General features: G+C 65.5%; 15 protein-coding genes and 1 tRNA gene. All 16 read right to left on the reverse strand.

What is annotated here, in order from left to right; all coding sequences use genetic code 11:
* Positions 1 to 132: 132 nt before the first annotated feature.
* The 16 genes from ACETK3_RS14215 to ACETK3_RS14290 all read right to left on the reverse strand — a co-directional run bounded on the left by ACETK3_RS14215 (position 133) and on the right by ACETK3_RS14290 (position 16,027).
* Positions 133 to 840, reverse strand: coding sequence for an ABC transporter ATP-binding protein (locus ACETK3_RS14215; RefSeq protein ID WP_373993108.1), 708 nt, complete (start codon positions 838 to 840; stop codon positions 133 to 135).
* On the reverse strand, positions 833 to 1,798 hold the full coding sequence (locus ACETK3_RS14220; RefSeq protein WP_236801559.1) for an ABC transporter ATP-binding protein: 966 nt from the start codon (positions 1,796 to 1,798) through the stop codon (positions 833 to 835). The genes ACETK3_RS14215 and ACETK3_RS14220 overlap by 8 nt, the downstream gene beginning before the upstream one ends.
* Positions 1,795 to 3,039, reverse strand: coding sequence for a branched-chain amino acid ABC transporter permease (locus ACETK3_RS14225; protein ID WP_373993093.1), 1,245 nt, complete (start codon positions 3,037 to 3,039; stop codon positions 1,795 to 1,797). Before ACETK3_RS14225 ends, ACETK3_RS14220 begins: the two co-directional genes overlap by 4 nt.
* Complete coding sequence (locus tag ACETK3_RS14230) at positions 3,036 to 4,043, reverse strand: branched-chain amino acid ABC transporter permease (RefSeq protein ID WP_236801556.1); 1,008 nt, start codon at positions 4,041 to 4,043, stop codon at positions 3,036 to 3,038. The genes ACETK3_RS14225 and ACETK3_RS14230 overlap by 4 nt, the downstream gene beginning before the upstream one ends.
* Before the next feature lie 152 nt (positions 4,044 to 4,195).
* Positions 4,196 to 5,428, reverse strand: coding sequence for a branched-chain amino acid ABC transporter substrate-binding protein (locus ACETK3_RS14235; protein WP_236801555.1), 1,233 nt, complete (start codon positions 5,426 to 5,428; stop codon positions 4,196 to 4,198).
* A 245-nt stretch (positions 5,429 to 5,673) separates the two neighbouring features.
* Positions 5,674 to 5,747, reverse strand: a tRNA-Leu gene (locus ACETK3_RS14240).
* A gap of 113 nt (positions 5,748 to 5,860) precedes the next feature.
* Positions 5,861 to 7,327 carry an NAD(P)/FAD-dependent oxidoreductase gene (locus ACETK3_RS14245; protein WP_373993094.1) on the reverse strand — a complete coding sequence of 489 codons (1,467 nt, stop codon included), beginning with the start codon at positions 7,325 to 7,327 and terminating at the stop codon, positions 5,861 to 5,863.
* A gap of 35 nt (positions 7,328 to 7,362) precedes the next feature.
* Entirely contained in the window at positions 7,363 to 8,772 is a 1,410-nt protein-coding gene (locus ACETK3_RS14250; protein WP_373993095.1) for a S8 family serine peptidase, read from the reverse strand.
* 4 nt (positions 8,773 to 8,776) lie between these two features.
* Positions 8,777 to 9,724 (reverse strand): Ppx/GppA phosphatase family protein, encoded by a 948-nt coding sequence (locus ACETK3_RS14255; RefSeq protein ID WP_236801550.1) that lies wholly within the window; start codon positions 9,722 to 9,724, stop codon positions 8,777 to 8,779.
* Positions 9,721 to 10,392, reverse strand: coding sequence for a DUF501 domain-containing protein (locus ACETK3_RS14260; protein ID WP_373993096.1), 672 nt, complete (start codon positions 10,390 to 10,392; stop codon positions 9,721 to 9,723). Before ACETK3_RS14260 ends, ACETK3_RS14255 begins: the two co-directional genes overlap by 4 nt.
* 28 nt (positions 10,393 to 10,420) lie before the next feature.
* Entirely contained in the window at positions 10,421 to 11,107 is a 687-nt protein-coding gene (locus tag ACETK3_RS14265) for a septum formation initiator family protein (protein WP_373993097.1), read from the reverse strand.
* A gap of 150 nt (positions 11,108 to 11,257) precedes the next feature.
* Positions 11,258 to 12,538, reverse strand: coding sequence for a phosphopyruvate hydratase (gene eno / locus ACETK3_RS14270; RefSeq protein ID WP_236801544.1), 1,281 nt, complete (start codon positions 12,536 to 12,538; stop codon positions 11,258 to 11,260).
* A 118-nt stretch (positions 12,539 to 12,656) separates the two neighbouring features.
* Entirely contained in the window at positions 12,657 to 13,265 is a 609-nt protein-coding gene (locus ACETK3_RS14275; RefSeq protein ID WP_236802802.1) for a MazG nucleotide pyrophosphohydrolase domain-containing protein, read from the reverse strand.
* 58 nt (positions 13,266 to 13,323) lie between these two features.
* A complete protein-coding gene (locus tag ACETK3_RS14280; protein ID WP_236801543.1) occupies positions 13,324 to 14,460 on the reverse strand; it encodes an adenosine deaminase in 1,137 nt (378 codons plus the stop codon).
* Between the two features lie 77 nt (positions 14,461 to 14,537).
* The gene (locus tag ACETK3_RS14285) at positions 14,538 to 15,263 is read right to left on the reverse strand and encodes a DedA family protein (protein ID WP_373993098.1); all 726 of its coding nucleotides are present in this window, start codon (positions 15,261 to 15,263) and stop codon (positions 14,538 to 14,540) included.
* Between the two features lie 134 nt (positions 15,264 to 15,397).
* Positions 15,398 to 16,027, reverse strand: a complete 630-nt coding sequence (locus ACETK3_RS14290; protein ID WP_236801541.1) for a DedA family protein — start codon at positions 16,025 to 16,027, stop codon at positions 15,398 to 15,400.

Consider the following 16,027-nt stretch of genomic DNA (forward strand, 5'->3'; position numbering starts at 1 on the left):
GTGGGTGTGGGTGATGGTTTTGTTACGCTACCAATTCCCACGTGGCGGCGGCCGGGAAAGTTCCCCAGGGGCCCGGTTGCAACCGAACCGTGACCGTTGCGTTGCTATGCGCACCGGGCCCCGTGAGCCGAACTATCCCACGCCCAGGTAGGCCTCCTTGACCGAAGAATCCTCCAGCAGTTCCTTTCCTGTGCCGCTGCGGGTGATCTCCCCCGTTTCCAGCACGAAGGCGCGGTGGGCGCCCGCCAGTGCCTGGTTGGCGTTCTGCTCCACCATCAGCACGGTGGTGCCCTGGTTGTTGATTTCCTTGATGATCCTGAAGATTTGGCGGATGAACTGCGGTGCCAGGCCCATGGAGGGCTCGTCCAGCAGCAGGAGCTTCGGGTTGGACATCAGGGCCCGCCCGATCGCCAGCATCTGCTGCTCACCGCCGGACATCGTGCCGCCGAACTGCTTCTCCCGCTCCTTCAGCCGGGGAAACAGGTCGAAGACGCGGTCCAGGTCCTTCGCCACGCCGCTCCTGTCCTTACGGCCAAAGGTTCCCATATCCAGGTTTTCCATGACGGTCATGCCGGGGAAAATGCCGCGCCCCTCGGGGGCCTGCGAAATCCCGTGCACCACCCGGATGTGGGCCTTCATCTTGGTGATGTCCTGGCCGGCAAAGGTGATCTTGCCTTCGGAACAGTTCAAGAGGCCGGAGATGGTGCGCATTGTGGTGGTCTTGCCGGCGCCGTTGGTACCGATCAGCGCCACCACTTCACCTTCGTCCACCGTGAAGGAAATGTCGCGCAGGGCCTGGATCCGGCCGTAGTGGACAGATACGCCCTCAAGCTCAAGCAACGTCATCTTCGGGCTCTCCTAGGTAGGCGGCAATAACGCGCGGATCCTCGCGGATCTCCCGCGGCAGTCCGTCCGCAATCTTCTTCCCAAACTCCAGCACGACAATCCGGTCTGTCACGCCCATCACCAGCTTCATGTCGTGCTCAATCAGCAGCACCGTGTAGCCCTCGTCCCTGATGGTGCGGATCAGCGCCATCAACTCCTCTTTTTCGGCCGGGTTGAAGCCGGCTGCAGGCTCGTCAAGGCACAGCACCTTTGGGTCCGTGGCCAACGCCCGTGCGATTTCGAGCCGGCGCTGGTAGCCGTACGGGAGTTGCCGGGACAGGACGTGCGCATGACTGCCGATGCCCACGAAGTCAAGCAGGGCCATGCCGCGCTCGATGGCCGACTTTTCCTCCCTAATGTGCGTGGGCAGGCGCAGCAGCGCTCCGCCGACGCTGGTCCGGTGCCGTGCGTCCAGGCCCACCACCACGTTCTCCAGGGCAGTCATTTCGCCGAACAGGCGGATGTTCTGGAATGTTCGTGACAGGCCCAGGCGCGTGATCTTGTGCTGCTTGATGCCGTTCAGGACCTGGCCTTCCAGCACCACCTTCCCACTGGATGGTTTGTAGACGCCGGTCATCGCGTTGAAGCAGGTGGTCTTCCCGGCGCCGTTGGGGCCGATCAGCCCCAGGATCTCACCCCGCTTGATGTTGAAGCTGACGTTGTCCAGCGCCACCAGGCCGCCGAACTTAATGGTCAGGTTCTGCACCTCAACAATGTTGTCGCCCACCTTGACCGCAATATCGCGGTCCGGAGCCACCTTTTCTGCCAGTTCCTGGTCCACTCCGGCCTCGGCCAAAGCTTCCATGTCCAGTTCCGGCGCCACCGGAGCCGCGGTGCCCTCCGGGGTTGCGGCCTCGTGTGCCGGCTGCTCTTCCACGCTGCTGGAGCCTGCGTGCCTTTCCTCGGAGCTCATGCCTCCGCTCCTCTCTGCCCGGCGGCGCGGGTATCAGGACCGGGCGCCGGCGTGTCGGTGTCTTTGGGTTCGGTGGCATCGCGGCTGGCGACCTTGTTCAAAGCCGTCCTGCCGTACGCGAGCAGCCGCTGCCGGGCCGGAAGCAGCCCCTGGGAACGGAAGATCATGATCAGCACCAACGCAACGCCGAAGATCAGGTATTTGTACTCGGCGATGGCCGTGAACCTGAGCGGGATGTAGCTGACCAGGGCTCCGCCAAGAATGGCCCCTACCTTGTTGCCGGCGCCGCCCAGGACGACGGCGGCGAGGAACAGGATGGATGTGGTGACGTCGAACTTCTGGTTGTTCACGAACCCCACCTGGCCGGCGAACAGGGCACCGGACAGGCCGCCGACGGCAGCACCGATAGCGAAGGCCCACACCTTGTATTTGAAGGTGGGAACGCCCATGATTTCCGCGGCGTCCTCATCTTCGCGGATGGCGATCCAGGCCCGGCCGACACGGCTGCGTTCCAGGTTGCCCACCAGGAGGGTGACGATGATGATGATGGTCAGGGTCAGCCAGTACCAGGGCACACCGTTTGAGTTGGAGAAAATGGGCGTGCCGTCAGCCGCGGTCCCCGGCGGGTGACCGACGTTCTGGAAGCCCACCTGGCCCTTCATGGCCGGGATGATCGTGGCCAGGATGCGGATGATCTCCCCGAAGCCGAGCGTCACGATGGCAAGATAGTCACCCCTGAGCCGGAGCGTGGGCACGCCCAGCATGACGCCGAAGAACATGGTGACCGCCATGGCCACGGGAAGCGTCCACAGATAGGGGATGTGCAAGTACGGCGAATCCGGGCTGGTCAGCATGGCCGCAACGTAGGAACCCACCGCGAAGAAGGCGACGTATCCCAGGTCCAGCAGTCCCGCGTAGCCCACCACGATATTGAGTCCAACCGCGATCAGTGCAAACCGGGCCATGTCGAAGCAGGCCAGGGCGAAGTTGTTGCCCGGCTCAGTAGTTAAGATCGGCGGGTTGATCAGCGGCAGCAGGTAGGCCAGCACCACCACAACCACCAGGAATGCCCATTGCTGTTGGCGGGACAGGGCCTGCCACCGGTCGGAGAAGCTATTGCGTTTCCCCTTCTGCCGGAGCGCGCTTCTGCCGGGGGATGTCGAGGAGGAGGCTTCGCGGTCCTCTGCAGCCTGTTCGGCCGCGGCTGTCCGCAGCGGCGTGGGGCCATCCGTCATACTCATGCTTTGCTCCTTCCAAGGGAGGTGCCAAGGATGCCTTCAGGCCGCAGCAGCAGCACGAGCACCAGCACCACGAACGCCACGACGTCGGTCCACTGCGAGTTGCCCAGCAGGATCTGGCCGTAGTTGCCGATCAGGCCGAGCAGCAGGCCGCCCAGCAGGGCACCGCGGACGTTGCCGATGCCGCCCAGTACCGCGGCCGCGAACGCCTTGATGCCAAGGACGAACCCACCGCTGTACTGGACACCGGACGGGATCTTCATGACATAGAACAAGGCGGCGGCTCCTGCAAGCAGGCCTCCGATGACGAAGGTGGTAATAATGATGCGCTCTTTGTTGACGCCCATCAACGTGGCGGTGTCGGGGTCCTGGGCGACTGCGCGGATGCCGCGGCCGGTGCGCGACTTGCTGATGAACCTGTCGATGCCCACCATCATGATTACCGCGGCAATGATGATCACCAGCTGTTGGGAGTCGATGATGGTGCCGAAGACATCGAAGATGGGTGTGGGCCGGAACATCGTGAGGGCAAGCTCAGGGCTGGGACCACGCCACAGGTAGATCAGGTACTGGATGGTGAAGGAAGCGCCGATGGCGGTGATCAGGAAGACCAGGCGCGGGGCGTTCCGCCGGCGGAGGGGCTTGTAGGCGATGCGTTCCAGCAGGAAGGCCGTCACCGCGGAGGCAAGCATGGCCAGAACCAGCGCCAGCAGCAAGTTGAGGATGATGGCCCAGATATCGAGCCGGGGTGCGGAAGGGCCAAAGCCAAGGCTGCTGAGGGTGAAAAAGACTGCGTAGCAACCGACGATGAACACTTCCGAGTGGGCGAAGTTGATCAGGTTGAGCACGCCGTAAACCAGGGTGTAACCCAACGCTACGAGCGCGTAGATGGCTCCGAAGGTGAGGCCGTCAAAGGTGGCGCTCCAGAAGTTTTCGGCCAGGGACGGTATGTCGAAGGTAATCCAGTCGTTTTCCGTCGGGAGTAGTGGGACAAGAGTGGAAAGCATGGGAACGTCCTGATCCAGTTGCACGCGGCTTTGTGGGCCCGGCCGTGGGACTTGTGTCTAGTGACCTGGGTTGGTCGTGAAATGCTGCCAAGCGAAGAAAAGGCTGTGGGGGCCGCATCTGCTGGCCCCCACAGCCGAATCCTGCTTGACTGCTACTCCCCGATGGGGCCGACGGGGACGATCTTGCCGTTCTCCACCTTGTAGCCGTAGACGGTCGGGGCCTGGAGCTCACCCTTGGCGTCCCACTTGTAGTGCTTGCTCAGGCCGTCCTTGTCGTAGGCCTTGACCCAGGCCAGCAGGTCCGCGCGGCTTTGCTTGCCCGCATCGATGCCGGACAGGAGGACAGTAGCGGCGTCGTAGCCTTCGATCGAGTACGTTCCGGGTTCTGCGCCCTTGGAGACATCCTTGTAGGCGGAGGCGAAGTCGGTGATCAGTTCACCGGGGATGCAGGGGCAGGTGAAGTAGGCGTTGTTTGAGGCGTCGCCTGCCTGCTTGATGAACTGGTCATCCTTGACGCCATCCGGCGCCACGAAGGTTCCGGTGAAGCCCTTGCCAACCAACTGCTGGTCGAACGGTGCACCCTCGGCGTAGTAGCCGGCGTAGAACACGGCGTCGGCCTTTGCGTTCATGATCTTGGAGATGACTGCCGAGAAGTCCTTCTGCCCGGTGGTCACCTTTTCTGTTCCGGCCAGTGCGCTGCCAAGTCCGGCGGAGGTGGACGTGCCAAGGCCAATGCCGTAGTCGGAGTCGTCCTGGACCAGGTAGACCTTCTTGGCGCCAAGCTTGCCGGTGAGGAACTTCGCTGCTGCCGGGCCCTGGACGGCGTCATTGCCGAGGCCCCGGAAGAAGGTGGTCCAGCCGTTTTCGGTCAGCGTGGGGTTGGTGGCCGACGGCGTGATGTGGACCAGGCCCTTCTGCTCGAAGATGTTGCCCGTGGCCTTGGATTCGCCCGAGAACGGCAGGCCGACTACACCAACGATGTCCGGCTCGCTCACCATCTGGGTGACGGGGCCGGTGGCCTTGTTGGGGTCACCTTCGGTATCGAACTTCTTGAACTGTACCTGGCAGCCGGGGTTGGCCTTGTTGTGCTGGTCGATGGCCAGCTGGATGCCGTTGAAGATGTTGACGCCCAGCTGCGCGTTGGGACCGGTCTGCGCGCCTGCGTAGGCCAGCGTGGTGGTCGCGGGGCAGGTGGCCTTGCCGTCACCGGCCGGCTTGACGGCACCGGCGGGGACATCCACTTTCGAAATGGCGGGGATGTTCACCTTGCCGGACGAACCCGAGCTTTCGGTGGTGCCGGGGCCCGCCTGGTTGGCACAGGCCGACAGCAGCATGCTGAATGTGGCTGCTGCTGCCAACGAGGTGAGGACTTTCTTTCGGTACATTTGTCTGCCTTCCGAAACAGGGCCATGCGATGCGCGAACGGATCAATGGGGTGCCGAGGCACTCCGAATTGGACCAGGTATTCCTGATTTAGGTTCAAGCTAATGCATAGACAGCAACGAAACTAAGTGACTGAGGTCACAGCCTTATAACAGTCGTTGCCTATGTGGAATTAAACGCAGGAAGCCGCCTGCAATCACAGGCGGCTTCCTGATGGCGGCACTGGTCGTGGCGGTATGGACAGTTGTACCCCAGGTGGGACTCGAACCCACAACACGCGGATTTTAAGTCCGCTGCCTCTGCCAATTGGGCTACTGGGGCGCCGGGTCAATGGTACCTGCCAAGGCGGCCCTGGCTGGAAACGCCGACGGCGGCCGGCCCCGCGAAGGGGACGGCCGCCGTCGTACGCTGTGAAGCGTGGTGGAACAGACGCTCTACTTGGCGTTGGCCGCCACGGTCTCCTTGGGAGCTGCGGCAGCGGTGGAACCGGAGCCGCCGGCCGGCACGGCTGCGGGAGCAGCTGCAGGCTTCGGGGCCGGGGTTGCTGCCGAGACGAAGGCGCCCCGGGGGTTGTCCAGGTCCAGCAGCTGGGTGGTGTCGCGGCCGGCGAAGAAGCCGATGATCCAGTTCAGGATGACGCGGAACTTGCGCTCAAACGTGGGCATGGCCATGCCATGGTAGCCGCGGTGGGCCAGCCAGGCCGGTGCTCCCTTGAGGCCGATGCGGCCCAGGAGGTTGATGTTGGCAACGCCCTTCCACTCGCCGAAGCCGGCCACGGCACCAAGGTTCTTGTGCTTGTAGTCAGTCAGCGGCTTGTCCCAGCGGGAGGCCCAAAGGTTCTTGGCGAGGCGCTTGGCCTGGCGCAGGGCGTGCTGGGCGTTGGGCACGCAGGTGCCGTCGGGCAGGCCCTTGCTGGTGAGGTCCGGTACAGCGGCGATGTCGCCGGCTGCCCAGGCGTTCTCCACGATGCCTTCGTCGCCGGAGATGCGCAGGTCCGGCAGGACGCGGACGCGGCCGCGGGGCTCCAGCGGGAAGTCCGTGGAGCGGACCATGGGGTTGGCCTGCACGCCGGCGGTCCACACCAGGGTGTCTGCCTCAAATTCCTGGGCGGGGGACTTGTCCGGCAGGTTGATGAGCTTGAGGGTGCCTTCGGCGCTGTCCAGCGAGGTGTTCAGGAGAACCTCGATGCCGCGGCTGCGCAGGTGCTCCACCACCCAGTCAGCCTGCTGCGCGGTGACCTCGGGCATGATGCGGCCCATGGCCTCGACCAGGACGAAGCGCACTTCCTCCTGCTTGACGCGGGGGTTGTTGCGCACCGCGGCGCGGGCGAGGTCTTCCATCTCGGTGATGCATTCGATGCCGGCGAAGCCGCCGCCGACCACCACGAAGGTGAGTGCCCGGGCGCGTGCGGCGGGGTCCGTCATGGTGGAGGCAACCTCGATGCGCTCGAGCAGCTTGTTGCGCAGTGCAACGGCTTCCTCGATGGTCTTCAGGCCAATGCCCTTGTCCGCCAGGCCCTTGATGGGGAACGTGCGGGTGATGGCGCCGGCTGCGAGCACGACGTCGAAGTAGGGAACCTCAAAGTTTTCGCCGCCGTCGGCGGGAGCCACCACAGCCTTGCGGTTGACGTGGTCGATCGAGGTGACGCGGCCCTGGATCAGTTCCGTCTGCTTGAGGTGCTGGCGGTGGGAAACCACCGCGTGGCGGGCTTCGATGTTGCCGCCGGCCACCTCGGGAAGGAAGGGCTGGTAGGTCATGTAGGGCAGGGGATCAACGACGGTGACGATGCCACCGGCATTCGCGATCTTCTTCTGCAGTTTCAGTGCTACGTACAGGCCGACGTACCCGCCGCCGACGACGAGTACCCTGGGACGGTCCTGGAGCTGTGGGGTGGTTGCCATACTTTAAAGGATAGCGCAGTTTGTGAAAATCTTCACTAACTTGGACGACGGTCCGTAACGTGGGAATTCCGGGGCGGATGCACCTTTTCCAGCACCCCTGTATCGGGTTCTTCGGTGGCAAGCGCAGGGTTGCGGGCGGCCCTGCGAAGCTGGATGCCGGCTGCCGCGATGATCGCGATGAAGAGGACACCAAACCCGATCACGACGGCGGCGCCGATGGCACTGTCCCGCTGGGACGGCGCCTTGGCAGCGGGAACGGTTGCTTCGGGCAGGGTGGGTTCGGCACTGGGCACCGGTGCGGCGGTTGGCGCCGGGGTTGCGGGAGCAGCGTTTCCCCGCCTGTGGACGCGGATCCATTCGGCGATGGTGCCCAGCGGGTTGACCGACACCTGCGGGACATCGGCCTTGAGGGCAGCCTCGGCGTTGAGGATACCGTAGCCGTACAGCGGGTCCTTGCCCGGGGCTCCCGCGTCCTTGGCCGTGGTGATGATCCGGTTGATGACCTGTTCAGCGGTCATGTCCGGCCACTTGGAGCGGATCAGTGCTGCCACGCCGGCAACGATGGGGGTAGAGCCCGAGGTTCCAGCCCACTCCGCGTAGCCTCCACCGGGGAGGCCGCCAAGGAGGTTCTCGGCAGGTGCCGCCACGCCGATGCTGATCCCTTGTGAGGAGGCGTCCACGCTGGCTTGGTTCTTGCGGTCCAGCCCGGCGACGGTGAGGACGCCGGGGATGGTGGCAGGGGCGCCAACCTGGGTGTTGCCGCCCACCCGGTTGCCCGCCGCAGCAACAATGACCACGTCCTTCTGTTCCGCGTAAAGGAAGGCCGCGTCCCAGCTTTGCGGCCACTGCGGGCTTGTGCTGCCCAACGAAATATTGATCACCTTGGCGCCGTTGTCCACGGCCCAGCGGACTGCCTCGGGAATCTGGTCCTGGTCGCTCTTGCCCGAAGGGTTGGGTGAGCCAAGCCAGGTGGAAACCGAAAGGAGCTGTGCTTCCGGCGCCACTCCCATGATGCCGTCGGGCGGTGTACCCGCCGGTCCCGGGCTGGGGCTTGGGCTTGGGCTTGCCGGCTGGTGGCCGCGGCCGGCAAGCATCGTGGCTACCAGGGTCCCGTGTTCGGGCTTCGAGCCCACGCTCTTCTGGCCGTCGGGCCGGCCGGAGCCGGAGGCGTCGTACCCACCGACGACGGCGCCTTTGAGGTCCGGGTGCTGCGCGTCAATGCCGCTGTCGATGACGGCTACTTTGACGCCTGCGCCCTTTGACACTTCCCAGGCCTTGGTGATGCCGGAATCTGCCAGCCAGTATTCTTTGTCGCGCCACTCATCGGCCCGTGCGGAGGGTGCCGTGAAGAGGCCCGCGCAGAAGCAGCACGCAGCCAGGAGGACGGCCATCAGGGCCGCCGCCGCCCGCGGCAAGAAGCGGGTGGAAGCTGTTGTGGAATGCATGGGCCTACCCGATGCTCAGGGCGATGCCGTCGAGGATGTCGTGCTCGCTGGCCGTGGCTGCGGTAATCCTCCCGCCGGTCAGCTCCCCCATCCGTTCCAGGATCCGGCGCCACACCAGTCCCCCGGCCCCGATGACGTCCACGCGTCCGGGGTGCATGTACGGCAGGGCCGCGCGCTTGTCCCGGGTCATGGTGAGCAGGTCGGTGGCGGCGGCGCGAACCTCCGCAATCGGCAGTTCCGTGCCGTGGATGGCGTCAGGCGAGTATTCCGGCAGGCGCAGGGCATGGGCGGTGATGGTGGTGACGGACCCCGCAACACCGACGACGGCGGTGGCGCGTTCCAGCGGTACATCGCGTCCGGCGCGGGCTATGGCGGCGTCCACGTCGGCTTCCGCTGCCGCGATCTCTTCAGCGGTGGGCGGGTCGTCCCGAAGGTGCCGTTCAGTGAGGCGGACGCAGCCAATGTCCACCGACTTCGCTGCCGTCACGCCGTCGGCGGTGCCGAGGACGAACTCGGTGCTTCCCCCGCCGAGGTCCACTACCAGCACCTGGTGGCCGTCCAGGATGGGCAGGACGCTGCTGGCACCGGCAAAGGACAGTGCCGCTTCCTCGTCCCCGGAGATGACTTCCGGCTCCACGCCCAGGAGCTCCCGGATACCGTCCACGAAGATGTCCCGGTTGCGTGCATCGCGGCTGGCGGAAGTGGCGACGAACCGGATCCGCTCAGCACCGTGTTCCTTGATCAGCCGCGCATAGTCAGCGGCTGCGGCGAAGGTCCGTTCAAGTGCCTCGGGCGCCAGTTCGCCAGTGGCGTCCACGCCCTGGCCCAGCCGGACCACGCGCATCTCGCGGACAACGTCGGTCAGGTCCGTGCTGCCGTTGGCGCGGTGGATGTCCGCGATCAGGAGCCGGATGGAGTTGGTGCCGCAGTCGATGGCGGCCACGCGCGTCATTCGGCGGCTCCTGCAGTGCCGGCGGCTTTCCGCACGGGCGCTGGCCGCCCCACGATATCGGGCAGGCCCTGGGGCCCGTGGCGGCTGAGGTCCCGGGATGGTGCCTCGCCGGTGGTGTCCCAGGCGCCGTCGCAATAGCACTTGTCCGCCGTCCACCACTCGCTGATCATTCCGATCGCCTGATCGCCGAGGGGGTTGACGCCGCTGCCCGCTGCCAGGGAGTGGCCCACCAGGACATGCAGGCACTTGACGCGGGTGGGCATCCCGCCGGCGGAGACGCCGGCGATTTCGGGCACCGGGCCGATGCCCGAACGTTCCCCAATGGCTTCGCGGGCCGCCAGGTACTCCTCGTGGGCTGCCCGGTAGGCAGCGGCGAGTCCTTCGTCTGAGGCCAGCTGCTCGTTCATGCTGTTCATGACCCCTGCCGCCTCAAGCCTGGAAACGGCGGACGTGATCACCGGGTGCGTCAGGTAGAAAGTGGTGGGGAACGGAGTGCCGTTGCTGAGGCGCGGTGCGGTGGCCGCCACCAGTGGGTTGCCGCAGATGCAGCGGGCGGGAATCTCCACGACGTCGCGGACGGGCCGTCCCAGCTGCCTGCTCAGTACTTCAAGGTCGTGTGCTGTCGGTTGGCGGGATTCGTCCCGGGCGGCTGCCGTGTTGTTTTCCACTGTCGCGGGCCGTCCTTCCTTGTGGGGTTCAGTCTGTGGCCGCGCGCCTGATGGACTCCCACAGGGAATCCACCCACGGCAGATCGGCGGGGTCTTGTGCTGCTGCTGCGCCGGCGGGGCTACTGCTTTCTCCGGCCGGCTCATCGCTGCCAAAAACCCAGTAGCCGGTTTCGCCCGGCATAACCATGTTAATGCGGTCGCGGGCCTGCTGTTTGACGTAGTTGGGGTCCTGCCAGCGCGAAACCTGCTGGCGGAGGGCATCGCCTTCGGCCTGGCGTGCCGCAATGTCGGCGTGCAACGCGTCGATTTCGGCCTTCTTGTCGAAGAAGATCTTCACTGTGGGCGCCAGCATGATGGTGATGGCAATCATCACCACCGCCAGCGCGAGCATCCGTCCGGAGAAGGCCTTCGCGGGCACGGGGTGCTGGTCATCTTCTTCGCCCCGCACATCCTTGCCGTCAATCGGGCTGCTGCCTTTGCGGCCGGCGGACAGCTTGGGCTTCGCGGTCTCCCCCATCTTTCCTGCGGCCGGCTTTCCTGCAGCGCCGCGCCCGCTGTTGCCCTTCGAAGCCGCACTTTCCGCCTGGGCCGTTCCCTTGGCCGGGCGGAAATCCGCCCGGATGACCTCGGCACCGCTGGAGGTACCGTCGTCGGCCGTTTCCTTGCCTGGACGGTTGGGGGCGACCTTGGGAACTTTGGGACGGCGGGTAGCCATGACACTCCTGAAACGCAGCCTGCCGGGGCCGCCACTATCTGTGCTGGACAGTCCTGCAGAACGAACACTGCTGGGACAGATGCTGCTGGAAACAACAGCGGTGGCTATGGTCTTTCAACCATAGCCACCGCGGAAGGGTTTAGGCGGTTACTAGCCCTTGAAACGCGGGAATGCGCTGCGTCCGGCGTAGCGTGCGGCGTCGTCCAGTTCCTCTTCGATGCGGAGCAGCTGGTTGTACTTGGCCACGCGCTCGGAGCGGGCAGGTGCGCCGGTCTTGATCTGGCCGGCGTTGGTGGCCACCGCGATATCGGCGATGGTGGTGTCCTCGGTTTCGCCGGAGCGGTGCGAGGTGATGGTGGTGTAGCCGGCGCGCTGGGCCAGGCTGACGGCGTCCAGGGTCTCGGTCAGGGAACCGATCTGGTTGACCTTGACCAGCAGGGAATTGGCGGTCCTTGTGTCGATCCCGCGCTGCAGGATGGCCGGGTTGGTGACGAAGAGGTCGTCACCAACCAGCTGGACCTTGTCACCGATGGTGTCGGTGAGGGTCTTCCAGCCTTCCCAGTCGTTCTCGTCCAGCGGGTCCTCGATGGAGACCAGCGGGTACGCGTCCACGAGCTCGGCGTAGTAGGCGCTCATCTCGGTGGCGGACAGGGCCTTGCCTTCGAACTGGTAGGCACCGTCCTTGTAGAACTCGGAGGAGGCCACGTCCAGGGCCAGGGCGATGTCCTTGCCCGGGGTGTAGCCGGCGTTCTTGATGGCTTCCTGGATCAGGTCCAGCGCCGCGCGGTTGGACGGCAGGTTGGGGGCGAAGCCGCCTTCGTCGCCGAGGCCGGTGGACAGGCCCTTTTCCTTCAGGACGGACTTGAGGTTGTGGTAGACCTCGACGCCCCAGCGCAGGCCTTCGGAGAAGGTTTCAGCGCCGATGGGGGCGATCATGAATTCCTGGATGTCGACGTCGGAGTCGGCGTGCGACCCACCGTTGAGGATGTTCATGAGCGGCACGGGCAGGACGTGCGCGTTGGGACCGCCCAGGTACTTGTAGAGCGGCAGGTCAGCGGAGGCTGCGGCTGCGTTGGCGACGGCCAGGGAGACGCCCAGGATGGCGTTGGCGCCCAGCTTGCCCTTGTTGGGGGTGCCGTCCAGGTCCAGCATGGCCTGGTCGATGCTGCGCTGGTCCGTGGCGTCGAAGCCGGTCAGGGCGGGGGCAATCTGGTCGATGACGGCGTCGACGGCCTTCTGCACGCCTTTGCCCAGGTAGCGGCCCTTGTCGCCGTCGCGCAGTTCGACGGCCTCGTGCTCACCGGTGGAGGCGCCGGAGGGCACCGCCGCGCGGCCGATCTGGCCGTCGGACAGCAGGACTTCAACTTCTACGGTGGGGTTGCCGCGGGAATCGAGGATCTCGCGGGCGTGGATGGCATCGATAAGCGCCATGAATTTGCTCCTTATGGGCGATTAACGGGGGGAATCAGGCAGAAAACTCGACGTACTCGTCACCGACTAGCGTAGTCGAGAGTGCTCCGGGTTACTCAAACCGGTCAAGGGCCGGACGTCATGATGGCGCCGGGTCGCTCCGGTCGCCGTGCCCGCCCTCATCGCCCTGGCCGTCCTGGTAGCGGCGGACGGCGCCACGCAGCGCGCGCTCGGCGTCCATGCCGTTCTCCCGCGCGGAACGGACGACGGCGAGCAGCAGGGTTCCGAGCCCGTCCTCGCTTTCGGGGACGGGCACTCCTGCGGGGAGCTCCAGGCCGGCACGGGCAGCGCGGTCCAGCGACTTTTGCGCCTTGGCCAGTGCAGGGAGGGCCTCCGGGATTCCTTCGAAGGCGCCACGCCGCTCCGGGCGTTCGGCCCGCTTGACCGCATCCCACTTCTGCTCGATCTCCGCCACTGTGGCGGGGAAGCTGTCCTGCAGGGAACCGTCCGGCCTGAAGACATGGGGGTTGCGGCGGACCATCTTGGCAGCCAAACCGCGCGCCACGTCGTCGAACGTGAACGCACCCCGCTCCTCTGCCAGGCGGGCATGGAGCACCACCTGGAGCAGGACGTCGCCAAGCTCGCCCTGGAGTTCGGCGTCCGGGTGGCCCTCCTCGATGGTTTCGGCCACCTCGTAGGCCTCCTCGAGGAGGTACTCCACCAGCGATGCGTGGGTCAGGGCGCCCATCCACGGGCAGTGCTCCCGCAGCTGCCCGATCACCTGGACGAGGCGTTCAACGGGTGTTTCAGCCAAGGTTGGCGTAGGCGTCGTTGATGTACTCCACCAGCGCTTCCTTTTCCTCCAGGGGCAGGAAGGACGCCTCGGCGGCGTTCAGGGTCAGTTCCAGCAGGTCGTCGAGGTCGTAGTCGAAGGTTTCCACCAGCAGGTTGAACTCGTCCGTGAGCGTGACGCCGCTCATCAGGCGGTTGTCCGTGTTGATGGTGACGTTGAAGCCCAGCTGGTAGAGCATGTCCAGCGGGTGGCTTTCGATCCCCTCACCAAATTGGGCGATCGCGCCGGTCTGGAGGTTGGAGGACGGGCAGATTTCGAGGGCGATGCCGCGGTCGCGGACCCAGCTGGAGAGGTCGCCGAGGGTGACCAGGCCAACGGTGTCGCCGGCTTCCTCGTCGTCGTCGAACTCCACCATGATGTCCTCGGCGATGCGGACGCCGTGTCCCAGCCGCAGGGCGCGGCCGTCCACCAGCGCGGACTGGATGCTTTCCAGCCCGGCTGCTTCACCGGCGTGCACCGTGGCGGGGAAATTGTGCTGGGCAAGGTAGGTGAAGGCGTCCTTGAAGCGGCTGGGCAGGAACCCGTCCTCGGCGCCGGCGATGTCAAAGCCCACGGCACCCTTGTTGCGGTGGCGGACGGCAAGTTCGGCGATCTCCTGGCCGCGGTCGGCGTGGCGCATGGCAGTGATCAGCTGTCCCACCTGGATCTCGCGTCCCGTCTCGGACACAGCCTCGACGCCGGCCTCAAGGCCTTCCTGCACTGCTTCCACCACTTCATCCAGGCTGAGCCCCTTCTGGAGGTGCTGCTCGGGCGCCCACCGGACTTCGCCGTACACCACGCCGTCGTCAGCGAGGTCCTCGACGAACTCCTTGGCCACGCGGAACAGGCCGTCGTAGGTCTGCATGACGGCTACCGTGTGGTCAAAGGTCTCCAGGTAGCGGACCAGTGATCCGGAGTCGGCTGATTCGCGGAACCACTGCCCCAGGGCCACCGGATCCGTTGAGGGGAGCGTGTGGCCAACGGCCTCCGCCAGCTCGATGATGGTGGCCGGACGGAGTCCTCCGTCCAGGTGGTCGTGAAGGGAGACCTTGGGCAGGCTCTTCAGGTCAAAATCGATGGCAGGGGCGGCGTCAACAATGGGCTCAGTCACGTTCCCACCTTAGGGTGGGGCGGAGTTCAAAGCCAGCGGGTCAAAGCCAGCCATCCGCGGGCGGCCGGGGCCGCCTGCTACTTCGCGACGGGACCGGCCTCTGCCGACGGCACCACGAAGGCCTGGGTGCCGGGGCGCCCCTCGTGGCCGGAGTCGGAGGATCCTTCGGTCCAGCCGTCCGGATCCGGCGTATCATCGCGGCCCAGCCGTTTGTGCCACCAGCGCAGCAGGTGGTCGATGACAACGCCCAGGACGATGGCGAACACCACCGCGATGCCCGCGCTGAGCAACGGGTTGTGGTGCAGCCACGGGAAGGAGCTGGCCAGCAGGCCGATGCCAAGGGAGTAACCCACCCAGGTCAGGCAGGCGAAGGCGTCGAATACGAAGAACCTGCGGTGCGAGAAACCCGTGCTGCCGGCAACGTAGTTGACGGCCACCCGGCCCCAGGGGATGTAGCGGGCGGTGAAGATCAGCACGGCCCCGCGCTTCTCCAGTTCATAGCGTGCCCAGGCAAAGACTTTCCGGACCTTGGGCCGACGCATCCATCCCCACCGCTCCAGGCCGATCTTGCGGCCGAGCATGTAGGCCATGTTGTCACCGGCAATAGCGCCTACCAGCGCCGTGACGCCGAGGATCCAGAGATTGGGTTCGCCGCTGTGCCGCGAGAAAGCGGCAAGCGCCACAATGAGGGTCTCGCTGGGGACCACCATGGCGAACCCGTCCACAAAGAAGAACACCAGCAGGACGGGGTAGATCCACCACTGGCCCGCTGCATGGAGCACGGCCTCATTAATAAACTCCACGCGGTGTTGCTCCTGTATGAAAAATGACACGGCCAGTGTGCCGCAGCCAAATGCGGAAATCGTTCCTAAGTGTCCCACGCGCCGGGGGTTTCCGCTACGCCCTGATGCCCGGAATTACCCACTAAACGCGCCGGTCAGGCCCCAGGTTCCCGGATCCGTTCCACCACGTTGGGCTTGCCCCGGAATTTGTTGATCACCAGGTCCACCACGATGCCCAGCGCCACGGCGCAGACGATGGCGATTGCTGCACCCAGGAGGTGGTTGTCCTCAAACCACTGGCCAAAGAAAAGCCCGATCGCCACCGAGTAGCCGGCCCACAGGCTGGCGGACAGGACGGTCAGGCCCACGAACCGCAGGTGGGGATAGCGTGTGACCCCGGCGGTCAGGTTGACGGCCACCCTGCCGATCGGCACAAAGCGTGCCACGAGGATCAGTGACGCCGGCCGCTTCCGCAGCTCACGGCCTGCCCAGCGGAACGCGCTTTGCATCCGCGGCCCGCGCATCCACCCCCATCGCGTGGTACCCACGCGGCGGCCCAGGAGGTAGGCGATATTGTCGCCGGAGAAGGCCCCGGCTGCAGCCACCAGGGCCAGGAGCAACGGATTGGGAACATCGGCGGTGGCCGCCACCGCCGCGAGGCCCACCACCACCGACTCGCTGGGGACCGGCGGAAAGAAGCCGTCGATGATGCAGCAGGCCAGCACCAGGACCAGCACCCACGGCTGTCCGGCTGCGGCGAGGATGAAGTCATTGATGGCCTGCAT

It is taken from the genome of Arthrobacter sp. E44 (assembly GCF_041877125.1).
Classification (GTDB): domain Bacteria; phylum Actinomycetota; class Actinomycetes; order Actinomycetales; family Micrococcaceae; genus Arthrobacter.